A 14,820-nucleotide genomic window follows, 5' to 3' on the forward strand; every position below is an offset into this window, starting at 1 on the left:
CCTTAGTTCCCTATTGCGAAGGTAAGAGTACCACTAGCTGCAAGCTTGCCATCCACTTCAGCCTTTGCTTCAACCACAGCAATCGTGCCACGACGTTTTACAAACGTTGCCGTCATAAGCAATTGGTCACCTGGTACAACTTGCTTCTTGAATTTGACCTTATCCATACCAGCGTAAAAAACCAGTTTTCCTTTATTTTCAGGTTTTGATAACTCTAACACACCAGCTGTTTGCGCCAAGGCTTCCATGATCAGAACACCTGGCATAACTGGATATTGAGGGAAATGACCATTAAAGAAGGGCTCATTGATGGTCACATTTTTGATGGCAACAATGGTATCCTCGCTCACTTCCAAGACACGGTCCACTAGGAGCATAGGATAACGGTGGGGAAGGGCTTCTTTGATTCCTTGAATATCGATCATTTGATTCGTACCAATCCTTTACCAAACTCAACCATTTCTTCGTTAGAAACGAGAATTTCCGTTACCACACCATCCTTAGGTGCTGGAATTTCATTCATGACTTTCATGGCTTCGATAATGACCAATGTTTGACCTTTTTTAACACTATCACCAACTGTTACAAAGGCAGGTTTATCTGGGCCAGCAGCCAAGTAAGCCACTCCAACAAGTGGGCTCTCTACAAGATCTCCCTCAGCAACTACACTTGCTTCAGCTGGAGCCGAAGTTTCTTCCACTACAGTTTCTACTGGAGCAGATGTAGGAGCTACTGGACTTGGTGTTGCTAGAATGGGCGCCGGAGCGACTTGAGCTGCAACTTCAGACACCAGTCTCGCTTCATTCTTGCTAAACTGCAACTCATCCGTCCCATTTTTATAAGAAAATTCTCTCAAACTTGATTGGTCAAATTGAGCCATCAAGTCTTTAATATCGTTTAAATTCATAGTTATTTATTCTCCCAACGTTTGAAAGCAAGAACTGCATTGTGGCCACCAAAACCAAAAGTATTTGAAATAGCGTATGGAATTTCTTGCTCCAAGCCTTGTCCATAAACGACATTGGCTTCAATATAATCTGATACTTCACTTGTTCCAGCTGTCATTGGCACAAAGTTATGACGCATAGCTTCGATTGTGACGATAGCTTCTACTGCACCTGCAGCCCCCAGCAAATGTCCTGTGAAAGACTTGGTTGATGATACAGGTACTTCCTTACCAAGAACAGCCACGATCGCACCACTTTCTCCTTTTTCATTAGCAGGAGTTGACGTTCCGTGAGCATTGACATAGGCTACTTGCTCTGGAGAAATCTCTGCTTCTTCCAATGCTAGTTTGATGGCCTTGATAGCTCCCTGACCTTCTGGATGTGGTGAAGTCATGTGGTAGGCATCACAAGTATTTCCGTAACCAACCACCTCAGCCAGGATAGTAGCGCCACGTTTTTCGGCGTGTTCAAGACTTTCAAGAACCAACATCCCAGAACCTTCACCCATGACAAAACCATTACGATCCTTATCAAATGGAATGGAAGCACGAGTTGGGTCCTCTGTAGTTGAGAGAGCTGTTAGGGCTTGGAAACCAGCAATAGCAAAAGGTGTGATAGAAGCTTCTGAACCACCTACCAACATAACGTCTTGGAAACCAAATTTAATTGAGCGGAAGGCATCCCCAATCGCGTCATTTGATGAAGCGCAGGCAGTATTGATAGATTTACAAACACCGTTTGCTCCAAAACGCATAGCAACATTTCCTGAAGCCATATTTGGCAAGGCTTTTGGAAGGGTCAATGGTTTCACACGTTTTGGCCCTTTGTCATTTAGGCGAAGCACTTGATCTTCAATTTCTTTGATTCCACCAATACCAGAGGCAACGATAACACCAAAACGATCCTTGTCAAGAGCCTCTACATCTAAATTGGCATGATTAACAGCTTCTTGGGCTGCGTACAAGGCATACAAAGAGTAGTTATCGAAACGATTGGTATCTTTCTTAACAAAGTATTTATCAAAAGGAAAATCTTGGATTTCTGCTGCATTATGCACATCAAAGTCACTATGATCAAATTTTGTAATTGGACCAATTCCGATTTTTCCAGTTGTCAAACTATTCCAAAATTCTTCTGGTGTATTTCCGATTGGAGATGTTACTCCATAACCTGTTACTACTACGCGATTTAGTTTCATCTTTTTTACCTCTAGCTTCTGCTACATACTTAAGCCACCATCAATGGCAACTACTTGACCAGTTAGATAATCTTGGCCTGCTAAAAATACTGTCAAATCTGCAACTTGCTCTGCCTGCCCAAATTCTTTCATAGGAATTTGCGCCAGCATGGCATCTTTTACCTTGTCTGATAGAACAGCTGTCATATCGGACTCAATCATTCCAGGAGCAATAGCATTAACCCTGATATTGCGATTGGCCACTTCACGAGCCACAGACTTAGTAAAACCAATCAAACCAGCCTTAGAAGCTGCATAGTTAGCTTGACCGATATTCCCCATCAAACCAACAACACTAGACATATTAATGATAGCACCTTCTCTGGCTTTCATCATCGGTTTCAAGACTGATTGTGTCATGTTAAAGGCACCAGTCAAGTTAACCTTGAGCACTTTTTCAAAATCTGCTTCTGTCATCTTGAGCATCAGGGTATCTTGGGTAATTCCTGCATTGTTGACCAAAACATCTACTGAACCCAGCTCTGCAATAGCTTGATCAACCATACGTTTAGCGTCTACAAAATCTGACACGTCTCCTGATATAGGAACCACCTTGACACCATAGTTTGAAAACTCAGCGAGCAATTCTTCTGAAATTGCACCACGACTGTTTAAAACAATATTGGCTCCTGCCTGAGCAAACTTGTGAGCAATGGCAAGACCAATTCCACGACTCGAACCTGTAATAAAGATATTTTTATTTTTTAGTTGCATTCTTTTCTCCTGTTTCCTCTTGTATTTATGGGAGAAGGGATTACTTGTTTTCTAGCAAGGCTTCCAAGCTAGCCTGATCTTCAACATTGGCTAGTTTAGCTGTCTTATCAATTTTTTTGACAAAGCCTGACAATACTTTCCCCGGTCCAATCTCTATAAAGTTGGTTACTCCTGCTTCTTGCATAACTGCAATACTTTCATAGAAACGAACTGGTTCCTTGACCTGACGCGTCAAGAGTTGAACTATATCTTCTTTTTGCATAACAGCAGCTTCTGTATTGCCGACTAGGGGACAAGTGAAATCTGAAAAACTTACCTGAGTTAGAGTTTCAGCTAGTTTCTGGCTAGCAGGATCAAGGAGAGCGGTATGAAAAGGTCCTGAAACCTTGAGAGGAATCAAGCGTTTGGTGCCTGCTTCCTGCAAGAGTTCTACAGCTCGATCAACTGCAACCACTTCTCCACCAATCACGATTTGTGCAGGTGTATTATAGTTGGCTGGGGTAACCACTCCGAGTTCAGAAGCTTTTTGACAGGCTTCCTCAATGACCTCTACTGGCGTATTGAGAACTGCTACCATCTTGCCAGAACCAGCAGGGGCCACTTCTTCCATATAGGCTCCACGCTTAGCAACCAAGGCTACCGCATCTTCAAAATCCAAAGCACCGCTGGCCACCAAGGCAGAATATTCTCCAAGGGACAAACCAGCAACCATATCAGGCTGATAGCCCTTTTCTTGCAATAAACGGTAGATAGCAACTGAAGTCGCTAAAATAGCTGGTTGCGTATAGCGGGTCTGATTGAGTTTTTCTTCTTCCCTATCAATAAGATGACGCAAATCATAACCAAGCACCTGACTTGCTTGATCAATCGTTTCTTTGACAATAGGGTAGTGATCATAGAGATCACGGCCCATACCTAGATACTGGGCACCTTGACCAGCAAATAAAAAGGCTGTTTTAGTCATTTCTTACAACTCCTGCCCAACGAGAGGCTTCTTCTTGAATTTTCTTAGCTGCTCCGTAATACAAATCTTTTAGGATTTCTTCAACGGTTTCTTCTTTGGAAACAAGGCCTGCAATTTGACCTGCCATAACAGAACCACCATCCACATCTCCGTGAACAACCGCTTTGGCTAGAGCACCTGCTCCCATTTGTTCAAAAATTTCCAAATCTGGATTTTCTTGCTTAAAGGCATCTTTCTCAGCTTGTTCAAAATCACGAGTCAATTGGTTTTTAATAGCTCGAACAGCATGTCCAAAGTGTTGGGCTGAAATCGTAGTATCAATATCTCTAGCTTTTAAAATTTTCGCCTTATAATTTGGATGGGCATTGGACTCTTTTGCGACTACAAAGCGAGTTCCAACCTGAATAGCTTCTGCACCTAGCATAAAGCCAGCAGCAGCACCTTCACCATCCGCAATCCCTCCTGCAGCAATAACAGGAATAGATACAGCAGCAGCCACCTGGCGCACCAAGGTCATGGTTGTTAATTTACCGATATGCCCCCCAGCTTCCATTCCTTCTGCAATAACGGCATCCGCACCGATTTTTTCCATGCGTTTCGCTAGGGCAACACTTGGCACAACAGGAATAACCGTAATACCAGCTTCATGGAAACGTTCCATGTATTTGCTTGGATTTCCTGCACCTGTTGTCACTACCTTAACCCCTTCCTCGATAACGAGGTCTACAATATCTTCCACAAAGGGAGACAAGAGCATGATGTTGACACCAAAGGGTTTATCAGTCAATGATTTGATTTTATCAATATTTGCCTTGACAACTTCTTTAGGGGCATTTCCCCCACCGATAATCCCTAGTCCTCCAGCCTTGGAAACAGCTCCTGCCAAATCACCATCAGCAACCCAGGCCATTCCTCCTTGGAAAATAGGATAATCAATATTCAATAATTCTGTAATACGCGTTTTCATAGTGCCTCCATCGTTTCTTGCTTACGTAATAGTTCGATACCATCATAATTTGAAAATCAAACTATTGCCTAAACAAGAGGGAGCGGGTTTCCCTACTCCTTCTATTTATATTCTGCTTATTTTGTTTGCTCTTCAACGTAGGCAACCAAGTCACCAACTGTTTTCAAGTCATCTTCTGCTTCGATTTGGATATCAAAAGCATCTTCGATTTCTGAGATTACTTGGAACAAGTCCAATGAATCTGCGTCCAAATCATCAAAAGTTGATTCAAGTGTTACTTCTGATGCGTCTTTTCCAAGTTCTTCAACGATAATTTCTTGTACTTTTTCAAATACTGCCATGATAGGACTCCTTTAAAATAAATAGTTTTTTATAACAATGTGTTCACCACATGATTACCTAAATTGTAAGAATGAGCGTGCCCCATGTCAAACCTCCACCGAAGCCTGATAGAAGAATAGTCTGGCTACCATCTAAAGGGATGAGACCTTGTTCTACACACTCTGAAAGTAAAATCGGGATACTAGCTGCACTGGTATTGCCATATTCCATCATATTGGCTGGAAGTTTAGCTCGGTCAACACCGATTTTTCTAGCCATCTTATCCAAGATACGGTCATTAGCCTGATGAAGTAGCAGATAATCCAAGTCTGTCGCCTCTATAGGAGATTCATCAATAGTCTGCTTGATAGACTTGGCTACATCCCGAATAGCAAAATCAAAGACTGCGCGTCCATCCATCTTCAAAAATGAATCTGCATTTTCTTGATCTGAAAATGGAGAATGCAAGCCTGAATGTCCGTAGGTCAGACACTCGCTGCGACTTCCATCGCTATTGAGACTTTCTGCCAAGAAATGCTCTTGCTTGCTAGCTTCTAACAAGACACCACCAGCACCATCTCCAAACAAAACAGCTGTTGATCGGTCTGACCAATCGACTGCTTTAGAGAGGGTCTCACTACCAATCACCAAGCCTTTTTGAAAGCGACCAGAAGCGATAAACTTTTCAGCAGTTGAAAGAGCAAATACAAATCCACTGCAAGCTGCTGTTAGGTCAAAAGCAAAGGCCTTATTAGCACCAATATTAGCTTGAACACGAGCAGCTGTAGAGGGCATCATCGAATCTGGAGTAATGGTAGCTAGGATGATAAAATCCAACTCCCCTCCTGTGATTCCAGCTTTTGCCATTAGTTTCTTGGCAACTTCTGTAGCCAAATCACTAGTAGATTCTGTTCTTGAAATATGCCTTTGTCGTATTCCCGTCCGACTTGAAATCCACTCATCATTGGTATCCATAATCTGAGCCAAATCATGATTTGTAACCACTTGCTCTGGCACATAATGAGCAACCTGGCTTATTTTTGCAAAAGCCATTATCTCAAATCCTCCAAAAATTGATAAAGATTGGTCAAACCTTTGCTCATAACCTCAATTTCTTGCTTACTCATACCATCAATGATTTTTTCAACCATGGCCTTGTGGAAGCGTTTATGTAGCCTATGAACCAAGCGACCTTTCTTTGTCAAATGCAGATGTACCACACGTCGATCATGTTCTGAACGAATGCGTTCAATGTAACCCTTACGTTCGAGATTATTCAAACTAGTCGTAACTGTCCCAAGAGTCACCATCAACTCTTTTGACACTTGACTTGGTGTCACATCTGGAACTTTTCCAATCACATCAATCGTATGCATTTCTTTGATGGAGATATCCTTGAAACGACTACCTCTCAAGCTAACTTCCTCAATAACGAGGACATTGTTAAATATAGACGTTAAATATTCATTAATTCGTTGGTAGTCCAATCTTTCCTTCCCTCCTTTTCAAAAAAACTTTTAGAATCAAAACATTTGACAAAAGAATTATATCAAAGTTCAAAGAATGGTGCAAGTATTTTTTTATTTTCCTGTAAATTTAGGTCGTCTTCTTTCCGAATGAGCCCGAACTCCTTCTTTGAAATCCTCTGTTTGAGCTAAGGATTCCTGTAGGTTCAGTTCTAAAGTAGCATAATCTTGCCAATCTTTGAATTGGCTCTCCCACACCAACTTCTTAATGGCAGCATAGGAATTGCTTGAACCACGTCTTAATTTTTTAAGAAGCTGTTCTCTAGTCTTTTCAAGTTTATCAGCTTCACAGACACGGTAAACCAGGCCCCACTCTAGAGCTTTTTCTGCTGTCAATGCCTCTCCTGTCATAGCTAATTGAGCAGCACGCGTCACACCAATACTTCGACTCAAGAGATGAATTCCTCCTGCATCCGGAGCCAAGCCAACTCCAACAAAGGCTTGGATAAATTTAGCCTTATCCGTTGCCAGACAGAAATCTGCAGCAACAGCCATATTTGCTGCGGCACCTGCAACAGCCCCATCAACCTCCATCAAGACAGGTTTAGCAATTTGCTTGATTTTATAAGAAATAGTATTGACCAATTCTGCGATTTTCGTCAATGATGGAATATCATCCTCATCGACTGCTCGCTTCATCTCAACCAAATCTCCCCCAACAGAGAAGACTTTGCCATTCGCGTTGATTAAGACAAAATGCACAGCCGGATCCTCTTCTGCCAAAATCAGAGCTTCTAAAATCTCCTCACACATGGGAATGTGGAAACCGTTAGCGACCTCAGGACGGTTTAACGTAATGATTGCTAAATCCTCTTCAAGCTGATAAATAATGTGTTCCATCGGGACTCCTTTTTATTTTATAAGCGATTTAAATTATTTTATTATCAAAGTATATCTTTTTTAGGAGCAGAAAGCAATAAAAAAATCGACTAAAAGTGTCTCAGCCGATTTTGAATTGTGAAATTTAAAAAGTTAATTATCTTATTTGATTCAATGTATTTAATATGATATAATTAAAAAACTTATTTTTGAAAAAGGAGTAAATCCATGTATAGAAACTTGATAAAAGTCGCAAAAGATGTCATAAAGTTAGCAAATAAAAGAGATAAAGATAGACGAGAGAAAAAAACTTTCAAAATTATTTCTTTAGCTGATATAAAAATTTCAGACGAATTTGATTCGCTCTCAAAACAAATAGTAGAACTCCTTATGAAATTGAATCGTGATGAAGTCATTGCACTTCAAACCATCATGTATTTAGGGAGAGAAAATAATGTTGAACAAAAATCTCCTGACGAAATCTTTTTCACCCGTTTTGATGAGGTAAAATCATCGATTCAAGATTCTAAAGACATAGAAGTTCTTTACATGGTTGACAAACCATTAGGTGAATATCTTACAGAAGGATACCGAATCCTTGGTATTAAACTATAAATCAAACTTGGAAATCATATGCAGTAAGTCTTAAGACAAACTGCTTTTTATATTCCTTTTTCTTCATTGAAAAAAGGCTTTCTTTCTGCTATAATCGTATAAAATACTTACTTTAGGAGTTCTTATGAAGGTTGTTAAATTTGGAGGTAGCTCTCTTGCCTCTGCTAGTCAATTAGAAAAAGTTTTAAACATTGTAAAAAGCGATTCAGAGCGTCGTTTTGTCGTCGTTTCTGCACCTGGGAAACGCAATGCCGAAGATACTAAGGTTACGGATGCCTTGATTAAATACTACCGCGACTATGTTGCTGGTAACGATATTAGCAAGAGCCAAAACTGGATTATCGACCGCTATGCCGCTATGGTTAGTGAACTAGGACTAAAACCTGCTGTTTTAGAAAAAATCTCTAAAAGCATTCGCGCCTTGGCCACTCTTCCTATTGATGAAAATGAATTTCTCTACGATACTTTCCTAGCAGCTGGTGAAAATAACAATGCTAAATTGATTGCTGCCTATTTTAACCAAAACGGTATCGATGCACGCTATGTTCACCCTAGAGAAGCTGGTATTGTGGTCACAAGTGAACCTGGTCACGCTCGCATCATTCCATCAAGTTATGACAAGATTGAGGAATTGACAAATACAAATGAAGTTCTTGTCATTCCTGGTTTCTTTGGAGTTACCAAGGAAAATCAAATCTGTACCTTCTCACGTGGAGGATCAGACATTACAGGTTCTATCATTGCTGCCGGTGTTAAGGCCGACCTCTATGAAAACTTTACGGACGTTGATGGTATCTTTGCAGCCCACCCAGGCATTATCCACCAACCACACTCTATCCCTGAGTTGACCTACCGTGAAATGCGTGAGTTGGCCTATGCAGGATTCTCAGTCCTTCATGACGAAGCGCTTCTTCCTGCCTACCGAGGAAAAATTCCTCTGGTTATCAAGAATACCAACAATCCTGACCATCCAGGTACTCGTATCGTTCTAAAACACAGTAGTGATGAATTCCCAGTTGTGGGAATTGCTGGTGACTCTGGCTTTGTCAGCATCAACATGTCTAAATATCTCATGAACCGTGAGGTGGGATTTGGACGCAAGGTTCTTCAAATCCTTGAAGATCTTAACATCGGTTGGGAACATATGCCAACAGGTATCGACGATCTTTCAATCATCCTCCGTTCTCGCGAACTAACTCCTATCAAGGAAGAAGAAATCCTTCGTCAGCTGGTTCAAAAGGCTGAAGTAGACCATGCAGAAATCGAGCACGACCTTTCAATCATTATGATTGTTGGAGAAAAGATGAAGAGCCATATTGGAGTAACTGCTACTGCGACGCGTGCTCTATCTGAAAATAAGATCAACATCCAGATGATGTCTCAAGGTTCAAGTGAAGTGTCTATCATGTTTGTTGTCCATAAAGACCAAGAGAAAGCAGCTATTAAAGCCCTCTACAATGCCTTTTTCGGTGAAAGTAAGGAAGACTAAGCATGGCTCAATCACTTAACAAAACAGTGCTCCTCAATACAACAGGCACTTCCTACCTCTCTATAGCTGGAAAAGTTGGGAAATTCCTTGTCGGAGATCAGGCTCTGGAATTTTACCCAGATGTCAATGTCGAACAATTTATCCAGATTCCTTGGAGCCATATCAACCAGATTGGAGCTAATGTCTCTGGTCGCAAAATCAGTCGTCACTTCGAAGTCTTTACAGACAGAGGAAAATTCCTCTTTGCTTCAAAAGACTCAGGTGCCATTCTCAAAATTGCTCGCGAAAAACTGGGCAATGACAAGGTCGTCAAGCTTCCGACTCTGATTCAGACCATTGGGCAAAAATTTAAAAATCTATTTGCAAAAAAGTAGAAACTTTAGTATAATCATAGCAACGGATAAGTAGGTTATCTTCTTCTTTCAGAAAGTCTGCGGGTGCTGCGAGCAGATAGGAGGGATAGGTGAAATTCTACCGTTAGTAACAATTGCATACACAATCAAGTGCACACCTGTGAAGTTGGATGGAACCGTGGCCCTGCCACTCCAACGCTTTGTCAGGTGTGCTTTTTTCATAAAGGAGTTCTTATGTTAGATATCAAACGTATTCGTACAGACTTTGATGCTGTCGCAGAAAAATTGGCTACACGTGGTGTAGATGCTGCTGTCTTGAATGAGATGAAAGAAATCGATGCTAAACGTCGTGACATCTTGGTCAAGGTTGAAACTCTCAAAGCAGAACGCAACACAGTTTCTGCTGAGATTGCTCAAGCCAAACGCAACAAGGAAAATGCAGATGACAAGATTGCTGCTATGCAAAATCTATCTGCTGAAGTCAAAACCTTGGATGCTGAATTGGCAGAAATCGATGCTAAATTAACAGAATTTACCACTACTCTTCCAAATATTCCAGCTGATAGCGTTCCTGTTGGGGCTGACGAAGACGACAATGTGGAGGTTCGCCGTTGGGGTACTCCACGCGAGTTCGATTTCGAGCCAAAAGCTCACTGGGATCTTGGCGAAGACCTTGGTATCCTTGATTGGGAACGTGGCGGTAAGGTAACAGGAGCTCGCTTCCTCTTCTATAAAGGACTCGGTGCTCGTTTGGAACGTGCCATCTACAACTTTATGTTGGATGAACATGGAAAAGAAGGCTATACGGAAGTCATCACGCCTTACATGGTTAACCATGATTCTATGTTTGGGACTGGTCAATATCCAAAATTCAAGGAAGATACTTTTGAACTCAGCGACAGCAATTATGTCCTTATTCCTACAGCTGAAGTTCCTCTAACAAACTACTACCGTGATGAAATCCTTGACGGTAAAGACCTGCCAATCTACTTCACTGCTATGAGCCCATCATTCCGTTCTGAGGCTGGTTCTGCTGGTCGTGATACTCGTGGCTTGATTCGTTTGCACCAATTCCACAAGGTTGAAATGGTTAAATTTGCCAAACCAGAAGAATCTTACGAAGAATTGGAAAAAATGACAGCCAACGCTGAAAATATCCTTCAAAAACTCAACCTTCCATACCGTGTCGTTGCGCTTTCTACTGGAGATATGGGCTTCTCAGCTGCTAAAACTTACGACTTGGAAGTTTGGATTCCAGCGCAAAATACCTACCGTGAAATCTCAAGCTGTTCAAATACAGAAGATTTCCAAGCCCGTCGTGCCCAAATCCGATACCGTGATGAAGCTGATGGCAAGGTGAAATTGCTCCACACCTTGAACGGTTCTGGACTTGCAGTTGGACGTACAGTGGCTGCAATTCTTGAAAACTACCAAAATGCAGATGGTTCTGTGACCATCCCAGAAGCACTTCGTCCATACATGGGGGGAGCTGAAGTCATCAAACCATAAAAAATAAGGTTTAGCTATTTCTAGCTAGACCTTTTTTCGTAACCAAATCAGATAAGTACCCAATACAAAGAATAAAATAGTTAGGCATATAATAGTTTCAGCCAAGACCAGATAATCCAGAAATGGAAGTTTCAAGATTCCCTGAGCCATCTTGAGCGAGGTAGCTGTGATAATGCTTGGGAAGGTGAGGGCTGAGAAGGCTGGTTGAAAACCTTGTTTTAAAATATTGGGCAGGCGAGTCAAAACAAAGAAAAAGAAAGATTGAGAAGCCAAAATCATGACGATTAAGAGCCAAGTCGGTAGGCCGGCTCCGCCAACTCGAACTAGAGAGGCCAAGAGTAGAGAAAAGGGAGCACAGTAGATTCCTTCTTGTCCAAGCATGGCTAGTGGGAGTGGAGTTTTCTTTAAATCACTATAAATAAGTGGATAGAGATAGAAGGTTAGGAGAAAACCAAAACTCAAGGTCGCATAGGCAATTTCGATGATGCCTATAAGAGGATAGGTCAAGGCTGCCACTGCTATCCCCACATAAAGCACCGTCCAGCTTGGAGTTGCATGAACCCTCCGACCCGGATAAGCAAACTTGATCGTGAAACCAACAATCAAGGCCACATCCAAGAGAAATGAAAACCACCAAAGTCCTTGCGCTACCAAAGGAAGATGAGGGAAGACGCGAAAGACATAAGTCGATAAAATCATCCCAGCCATGGGAAAGGTCGCCATTCCTGACAAAAGAGGGGGCTTGGTCAATTCTTGCTTGGTTTCCTTCCAATTAAAAAGATGCAAAATCAGAAAGTAAATCCATAAAACCAAACCTGATAAACTCAGTATATGTGACAGAACTGGCAACATATCTAAAACGAGATTTCCAGCTCCTGCCAAACCTAGCAAACAACCTGAAAATACTAAGGGGAGTTTTTTCATCCTAACCTCCAATAATCATGTTAGTTTCAGTATAGCATAAAAGCGCTTAAATGAGGACTTAAAAAACGAAGTCCGTTGATTTCAGACTTCATTTTACTCAGATATGAATTAAGCATAAGGTTGCAATTCTGGGTTAATTGGTGTATTGGCTAGGTTATTGGCATAGTTACAGAGGCTTGCTAGGCTGACACCAAGAACTACATCCAAGGCATTTTGTTGGGTGTATCCAGCTTCTAGAAACTCAGCCAAGGCTTCATCTCCTACACGACCCTTGGTATTGATAACTGCCAAGGTAAATTTAGCTAGGGTGTCCAATTTAGGATCTGTTTCAATTGGAGTCCGATTGCGAAGGGCTTGAAGAAGGTCATCATTCATCTGGATTTGTTTGATTGAAAAGGCTGTGTGACCTGCGACGCAGAAGGCACAACCATTGGTCACAGCTGCCGTGATTTGCACCACTTCACGCTCAACGGGTGTCAGGCTGTTGTGACGATTGATAGCTCCGACAGTACGGTAAGCCTCTAAAGCAGTCGGTGCATTAGCCAAGAGACCGATTAGGTTAGGAATATAGCCATTGTTATCTTTTTCTACTGTTTCAAGAACTTCTTTCACTTCTGCTGGTGCTGATTCTACTGTATGGATTGTAAATGTTGTCATCATAAAACCTCTTTTCATTTTGTTGAAACCTAGTCTATCACAGATTCTATACCATGTATAATATATATTTTAAATTACACTGATAGAAATTTTTTATGAAAGCAAAAAATCACACGCAATGTGTGATTCCATTATTTGTCAAAATACTTTTTAGTTTCAGCAATAACGACCGGCGACAAGACTAATAGGGCAATCAAGTTTGGCAGAGCCATTAAGGCATTCACGATATCTGCGATAATCCAAACCATATCCAACTCGATAAATCCTCCCAACAAGACCATGAGCACAAAGACCACACGGTAAAGCCAGATAAAACGAACCCCAAAGAGAAACTCAAAACAACGTTCCCCGTAATAGTTCCAACCTAGAATCGTCGTAAAGGCAAAGAGCACAAGGAAGATGGTCAAGAGAGCAGGTCCAAAGTGTGAAAAGACTGTTGAGAAGGCTGACTGAGTCAAGGCAACTCCATTCAAATCACCACTCCAAACACCAGTCACCAAGATTGTTAAACCAGTCAAGGTACAGATAATGAGGGTGTCAATAAAGGTTCCTGTCATGGAAATCAAACCTTGCTCTACTGGTTCATTTGTCTTAGCCGCAGCCGCTGCAATGGGAGCCGAACCCAGACCAGATTCGTTTGAGAACACACCACGCGCTACACCATTTTGAATAGCCATTCGAATGCTAGCACCTGCAAATCCACCTACCGCAGCAACAGGACTAAATGCTGATGTCAAGATTAAAGCGATTGTGGCAGGGATTTTCTCGATATTAAAGAAAATAACTGTAAGAGTCCCCAAAATATAGATGATGGCCATAAAAGGAACAACGGTAGTTGAAACCTTAGAAATGGACTTGAGTCCACCAAAGACTGCAATCGCTACAAATACAGACAACACAAGAGCGGTGATAGCTGGCGAAATAGTCGTTGTATTTTGGATAGATTCTGTAATCGAGTTGACTTGGGTGAAGGTTCCGATTCCTAACAAAGCTACTAGCACACCTGCCAGGGCAAAGAAGATAGCAAGTGGTCGCCACTTTTCTCCCATCCCTAGAAGGATATAGTGCATGGGACCTCCCGCTACTGCACCATGATCATCCTTGGTACGGTATTTGATAGCTAGTAGTCCTTCCGCATATTTGGTAGCCATCCCAAAGAAAGCAGCCATCCACATCCAAAAGAGGGCTCCTGGGCCACCGACCTTGATAGCCGTCGCCACCCCGATAATATTTCCCGTACCAACTGTCGCTGCGAGGGCTGTACACAAGGCCGCAAAGCTGGATACATCGCCATGCCCCTTGTCCTTAGTAAAAATAAGCTGGAAAGCCTTGGGCAGACGCAAAACCTGCAAAAGTCCTAGACGAGCAGTTAGGTAAATCCCTGTTCCGACCAATAAAATCAAAAGGGGTGGGCCCCAAGCAAAAGCATCGATTGATTTAAGCAATTCTAACATTTCCTTCTCCTATCTTTTCAACCCCAAAAGAAAGAGCACATGCAAGATACATGTACTCTGGAATGCTTAGATAAATGCTAAAAAGCGGTCTATCCTAGCTCTGTCCTTTTACCTGAGAGTTTGAGCAGTTGCCTGCCTTGCCCCTTCGGTGCCTTTACGGTCTCTCCAGAGTTCCGTCCATTTACAGTCATGGAAAATCAAACGATTCTCCACTTCTATTAAACTTCATTCGGTGTTGGTATTTAATTGATTCTTATTTTACAAAAAATGTTGGCTTTTGTCAATGTGTTTATTAATAAAACTTAATTCAACAGTTTTTACTGT

At 41.8% G+C, this 14,820-nt stretch carries 17 protein-coding genes and 1 riboswitch; of the genes, 4 read left to right on the top strand and 13 right to left on the bottom strand.

Features of this window, described 5'->3' with window-relative positions; genetic code table 11:
* Nucleotides 1-2: 2 nt before the first annotated feature.
* The 10 genes from fabZ to D7D54_RS05185 form a co-directional block, all read right to left on the bottom strand.
* Nucleotides 3-425, bottom strand: a complete 423-nt coding sequence (fabZ, locus tag D7D54_RS05140; protein ID WP_000565509.1) for a 3-hydroxyacyl-ACP dehydratase FabZ — start codon at nt 423-425, stop codon at nt 3-5.
* A complete protein-coding gene (gene accB / locus D7D54_RS05145) occupies nt 422-907 on the bottom strand; it encodes an acetyl-CoA carboxylase biotin carboxyl carrier protein (RefSeq protein ID WP_020901590.1) in 486 nt (161 codons plus the stop codon). Before accB ends, fabZ begins: the two co-directional genes overlap by 4 nt.
* A 2-nt stretch (nt 908-909) precedes the next feature.
* Nucleotides 910-2,145, bottom strand: coding sequence for a beta-ketoacyl-ACP synthase II (gene fabF / locus D7D54_RS05150; RefSeq protein WP_020901589.1), 1,236 nt, complete (start codon nt 2,143-2,145; stop codon nt 910-912).
* 21 nt (nt 2,146-2,166) lie between these two features.
* Nucleotides 2,167-2,898 carry a 3-oxoacyl-[acyl-carrier-protein] reductase gene (gene fabG, locus D7D54_RS05155; protein ID WP_078237885.1) on the bottom strand — a complete coding sequence of 244 codons (732 nt, stop codon included), beginning with the start codon at nt 2,896-2,898 and terminating at the stop codon, nt 2,167-2,169.
* 40 nt (nt 2,899-2,938) lie between these two features.
* Entirely contained in the window at nt 2,939-3,862 is a 924-nt protein-coding gene (fabD, locus tag D7D54_RS05160; RefSeq protein ID WP_120718961.1) for an ACP S-malonyltransferase, read from the bottom strand.
* Nucleotides 3,855-4,829 carry an enoyl-[acyl-carrier-protein] reductase FabK gene (fabK, locus tag D7D54_RS05165; RefSeq protein WP_049500269.1) on the bottom strand — a complete coding sequence of 325 codons (975 nt, stop codon included), beginning with the start codon at nt 4,827-4,829 and terminating at the stop codon, nt 3,855-3,857. Before fabK ends, fabD begins: the two co-directional genes overlap by 8 nt.
* A 116-nt stretch (nt 4,830-4,945) precedes the next feature.
* The gene (locus D7D54_RS05170; RefSeq protein ID WP_000257838.1) at nt 4,946-5,170 is read right to left on the bottom strand and encodes an acyl carrier protein; all 225 of its coding nucleotides are present in this window, start codon (nt 5,168-5,170) and stop codon (nt 4,946-4,948) included.
* Nucleotides 5,171-5,228: 58 nt separating this feature from the next.
* Nucleotides 5,229-6,203, bottom strand: a complete 975-nt coding sequence (locus tag D7D54_RS05175; RefSeq protein WP_120718962.1) for a beta-ketoacyl-ACP synthase III — start codon at nt 6,201-6,203, stop codon at nt 5,229-5,231.
* Nucleotides 6,203-6,637, bottom strand: a complete 435-nt coding sequence (fabT, locus tag D7D54_RS05180; RefSeq protein ID WP_000386355.1) for a fatty acid biosynthesis transcriptional regulator FabT — start codon at nt 6,635-6,637, stop codon at nt 6,203-6,205. Before fabT ends, D7D54_RS05175 begins: the two co-directional genes overlap by 1 nt.
* 93 nt (nt 6,638-6,730) lie before the next feature.
* The gene (locus D7D54_RS05185; protein WP_120718963.1) at nt 6,731-7,516 is read right to left on the bottom strand and encodes an enoyl-CoA hydratase; all 786 of its coding nucleotides are present in this window, start codon (nt 7,514-7,516) and stop codon (nt 6,731-6,733) included.
* Nucleotides 7,517-7,723: 207 nt separating this feature from the next.
* On the opposite strand from D7D54_RS05185, the gene D7D54_RS05190 reads away from it, so the two are divergent.
* The 4 genes from D7D54_RS05190 to serS all read left to right on the top strand — a co-directional run bounded on the left by D7D54_RS05190 (nt 7,724) and on the right by serS (nt 11,461).
* The gene (locus D7D54_RS05190) at nt 7,724-8,110 is read left to right on the top strand and encodes a DUF3775 domain-containing protein (protein WP_120718964.1); all 387 of its coding nucleotides are present in this window, start codon (nt 7,724-7,726) and stop codon (nt 8,108-8,110) included.
* 124 nt (nt 8,111-8,234) lie between these two features.
* Nucleotides 8,235-9,599, top strand: coding sequence for an aspartate kinase (locus D7D54_RS05195; RefSeq protein ID WP_120718965.1), 1,365 nt, complete (start codon nt 8,235-8,237; stop codon nt 9,597-9,599).
* Nucleotides 9,600-9,601: 2 nt separating this feature from the next.
* Nucleotides 9,602-9,973, top strand: a complete 372-nt coding sequence (locus D7D54_RS05200; RefSeq protein WP_049487025.1) for a DUF956 family protein — start codon at nt 9,602-9,604, stop codon at nt 9,971-9,973.
* 213 nt (nt 9,974-10,186) lie between these two features.
* Nucleotides 10,187-11,461 carry a serine--tRNA ligase gene (gene serS, locus D7D54_RS05205; protein WP_120718966.1) on the top strand — a complete coding sequence of 425 codons (1,275 nt, stop codon included), beginning with the start codon at nt 10,187-10,189 and terminating at the stop codon, nt 11,459-11,461.
* Nucleotides 11,462-11,485: 24 nt separating this feature from the next.
* Here serS and D7D54_RS05210 read toward each other — a convergent pair whose 3' ends face one another.
* The 3 genes from D7D54_RS05210 to D7D54_RS05220 form a co-directional block, all read right to left on the bottom strand.
* Nucleotides 11,486-12,385 carry a TDT family transporter gene (locus tag D7D54_RS05210; RefSeq protein WP_120718967.1) on the bottom strand — a complete coding sequence of 300 codons (900 nt, stop codon included), beginning with the start codon at nt 12,383-12,385 and terminating at the stop codon, nt 11,486-11,488.
* A 108-nt stretch (nt 12,386-12,493) separates the two neighbouring features.
* Complete coding sequence (locus D7D54_RS05215) at nt 12,494-13,042, bottom strand: carboxymuconolactone decarboxylase family protein (RefSeq protein ID WP_120719033.1); 549 nt, start codon at nt 13,040-13,042, stop codon at nt 12,494-12,496.
* A 131-nt stretch (nt 13,043-13,173) separates the two neighbouring features.
* On the bottom strand, nt 13,174-14,496 hold the full coding sequence (locus tag D7D54_RS05220) for an alanine/glycine:cation symporter family protein (protein WP_024057191.1): 1,323 nt from the start codon (nt 14,494-14,496) through the stop codon (nt 13,174-13,176).
* Nucleotides 14,497-14,586: 90 nt separating this feature from the next.
* A riboswitch (glycine riboswitch) is annotated at nt 14,587-14,675 on the bottom strand.
* Between the last annotated feature and the right edge of the window lie 145 nt (nt 14,676-14,820).

Origin of the sequence: Streptococcus chosunensis, assembly GCF_003626515.1 — a bacterium.
Taxonomy (GTDB): domain Bacteria; phylum Bacillota; class Bacilli; order Lactobacillales; family Streptococcaceae; genus Streptococcus; species Streptococcus chosunensis.

Coding starts and splice junctions, on each gene's coding strand:
- D7D54_RS05220 (WP_024057191.1), bottom strand. CDS start 14,496: ATGTTAGAATTGCTTAAATCAATCGATGCTTTTGCTTGGGGCCCACCC.
- D7D54_RS05215 (WP_120719033.1), bottom strand. CDS start 13,042: ATGACAACATTTACAATCCATACAGTAGAATCAGCACCAGCAGAAGTG.
- fabD (WP_120718961.1), bottom strand. CDS start 3,862: ATGACTAAAACAGCCTTTTTATTTGCTGGTCAAGGTGCCCAGTATCTA.
- accB (WP_020901590.1), bottom strand. CDS start 907: ATGAATTTAAACGATATTAAAGACTTGATGGCTCAATTTGACCAATCA.
- D7D54_RS05170 (WP_000257838.1), bottom strand. CDS start 5,170: ATGGCAGTATTTGAAAAAGTACAAGAAATTATCGTTGAAGAACTTGGA.
- D7D54_RS05210 (WP_120718967.1), bottom strand. CDS start 12,385: ATGAAAAAACTCCCCTTAGTATTTTCAGGTTGTTTGCTAGGTTTGGCA.
- D7D54_RS05195 (WP_120718965.1), top strand. CDS start 8,235: ATGAAGGTTGTTAAATTTGGAGGTAGCTCTCTTGCCTCTGCTAGTCAA.
- serS (WP_120718966.1), top strand. CDS start 10,187: ATGTTAGATATCAAACGTATTCGTACAGACTTTGATGCTGTCGCAGAA.
- fabK (WP_049500269.1), bottom strand. CDS start 4,829: ATGAAAACGCGTATTACAGAATTATTGAATATTGATTATCCTATTTTC.
- fabF (WP_020901589.1), bottom strand. CDS start 2,145: ATGAAACTAAATCGCGTAGTAGTAACAGGTTATGGAGTAACATCTCCA.
- D7D54_RS05175 (WP_120718962.1), bottom strand. CDS start 6,203: ATGGCTTTTGCAAAAATAAGCCAGGTTGCTCATTATGTGCCAGAGCAA.
- fabG (WP_078237885.1), bottom strand. CDS start 2,898: ATGCAACTAAAAAATAAAAATATCTTTATTACAGGTTCGAGTCGTGGA.
- D7D54_RS05200 (WP_049487025.1), top strand. CDS start 9,602: ATGGCTCAATCACTTAACAAAACAGTGCTCCTCAATACAACAGGCACT.
- D7D54_RS05190 (WP_120718964.1), top strand. CDS start 7,724: ATGTATAGAAACTTGATAAAAGTCGCAAAAGATGTCATAAAGTTAGCA.
- D7D54_RS05185 (WP_120718963.1), bottom strand. CDS start 7,516: ATGGAACACATTATTTATCAGCTTGAAGAGGATTTAGCAATCATTACG.
- fabZ (WP_000565509.1), bottom strand. CDS start 425: ATGATCGATATTCAAGGAATCAAAGAAGCCCTTCCCCACCGTTATCCT.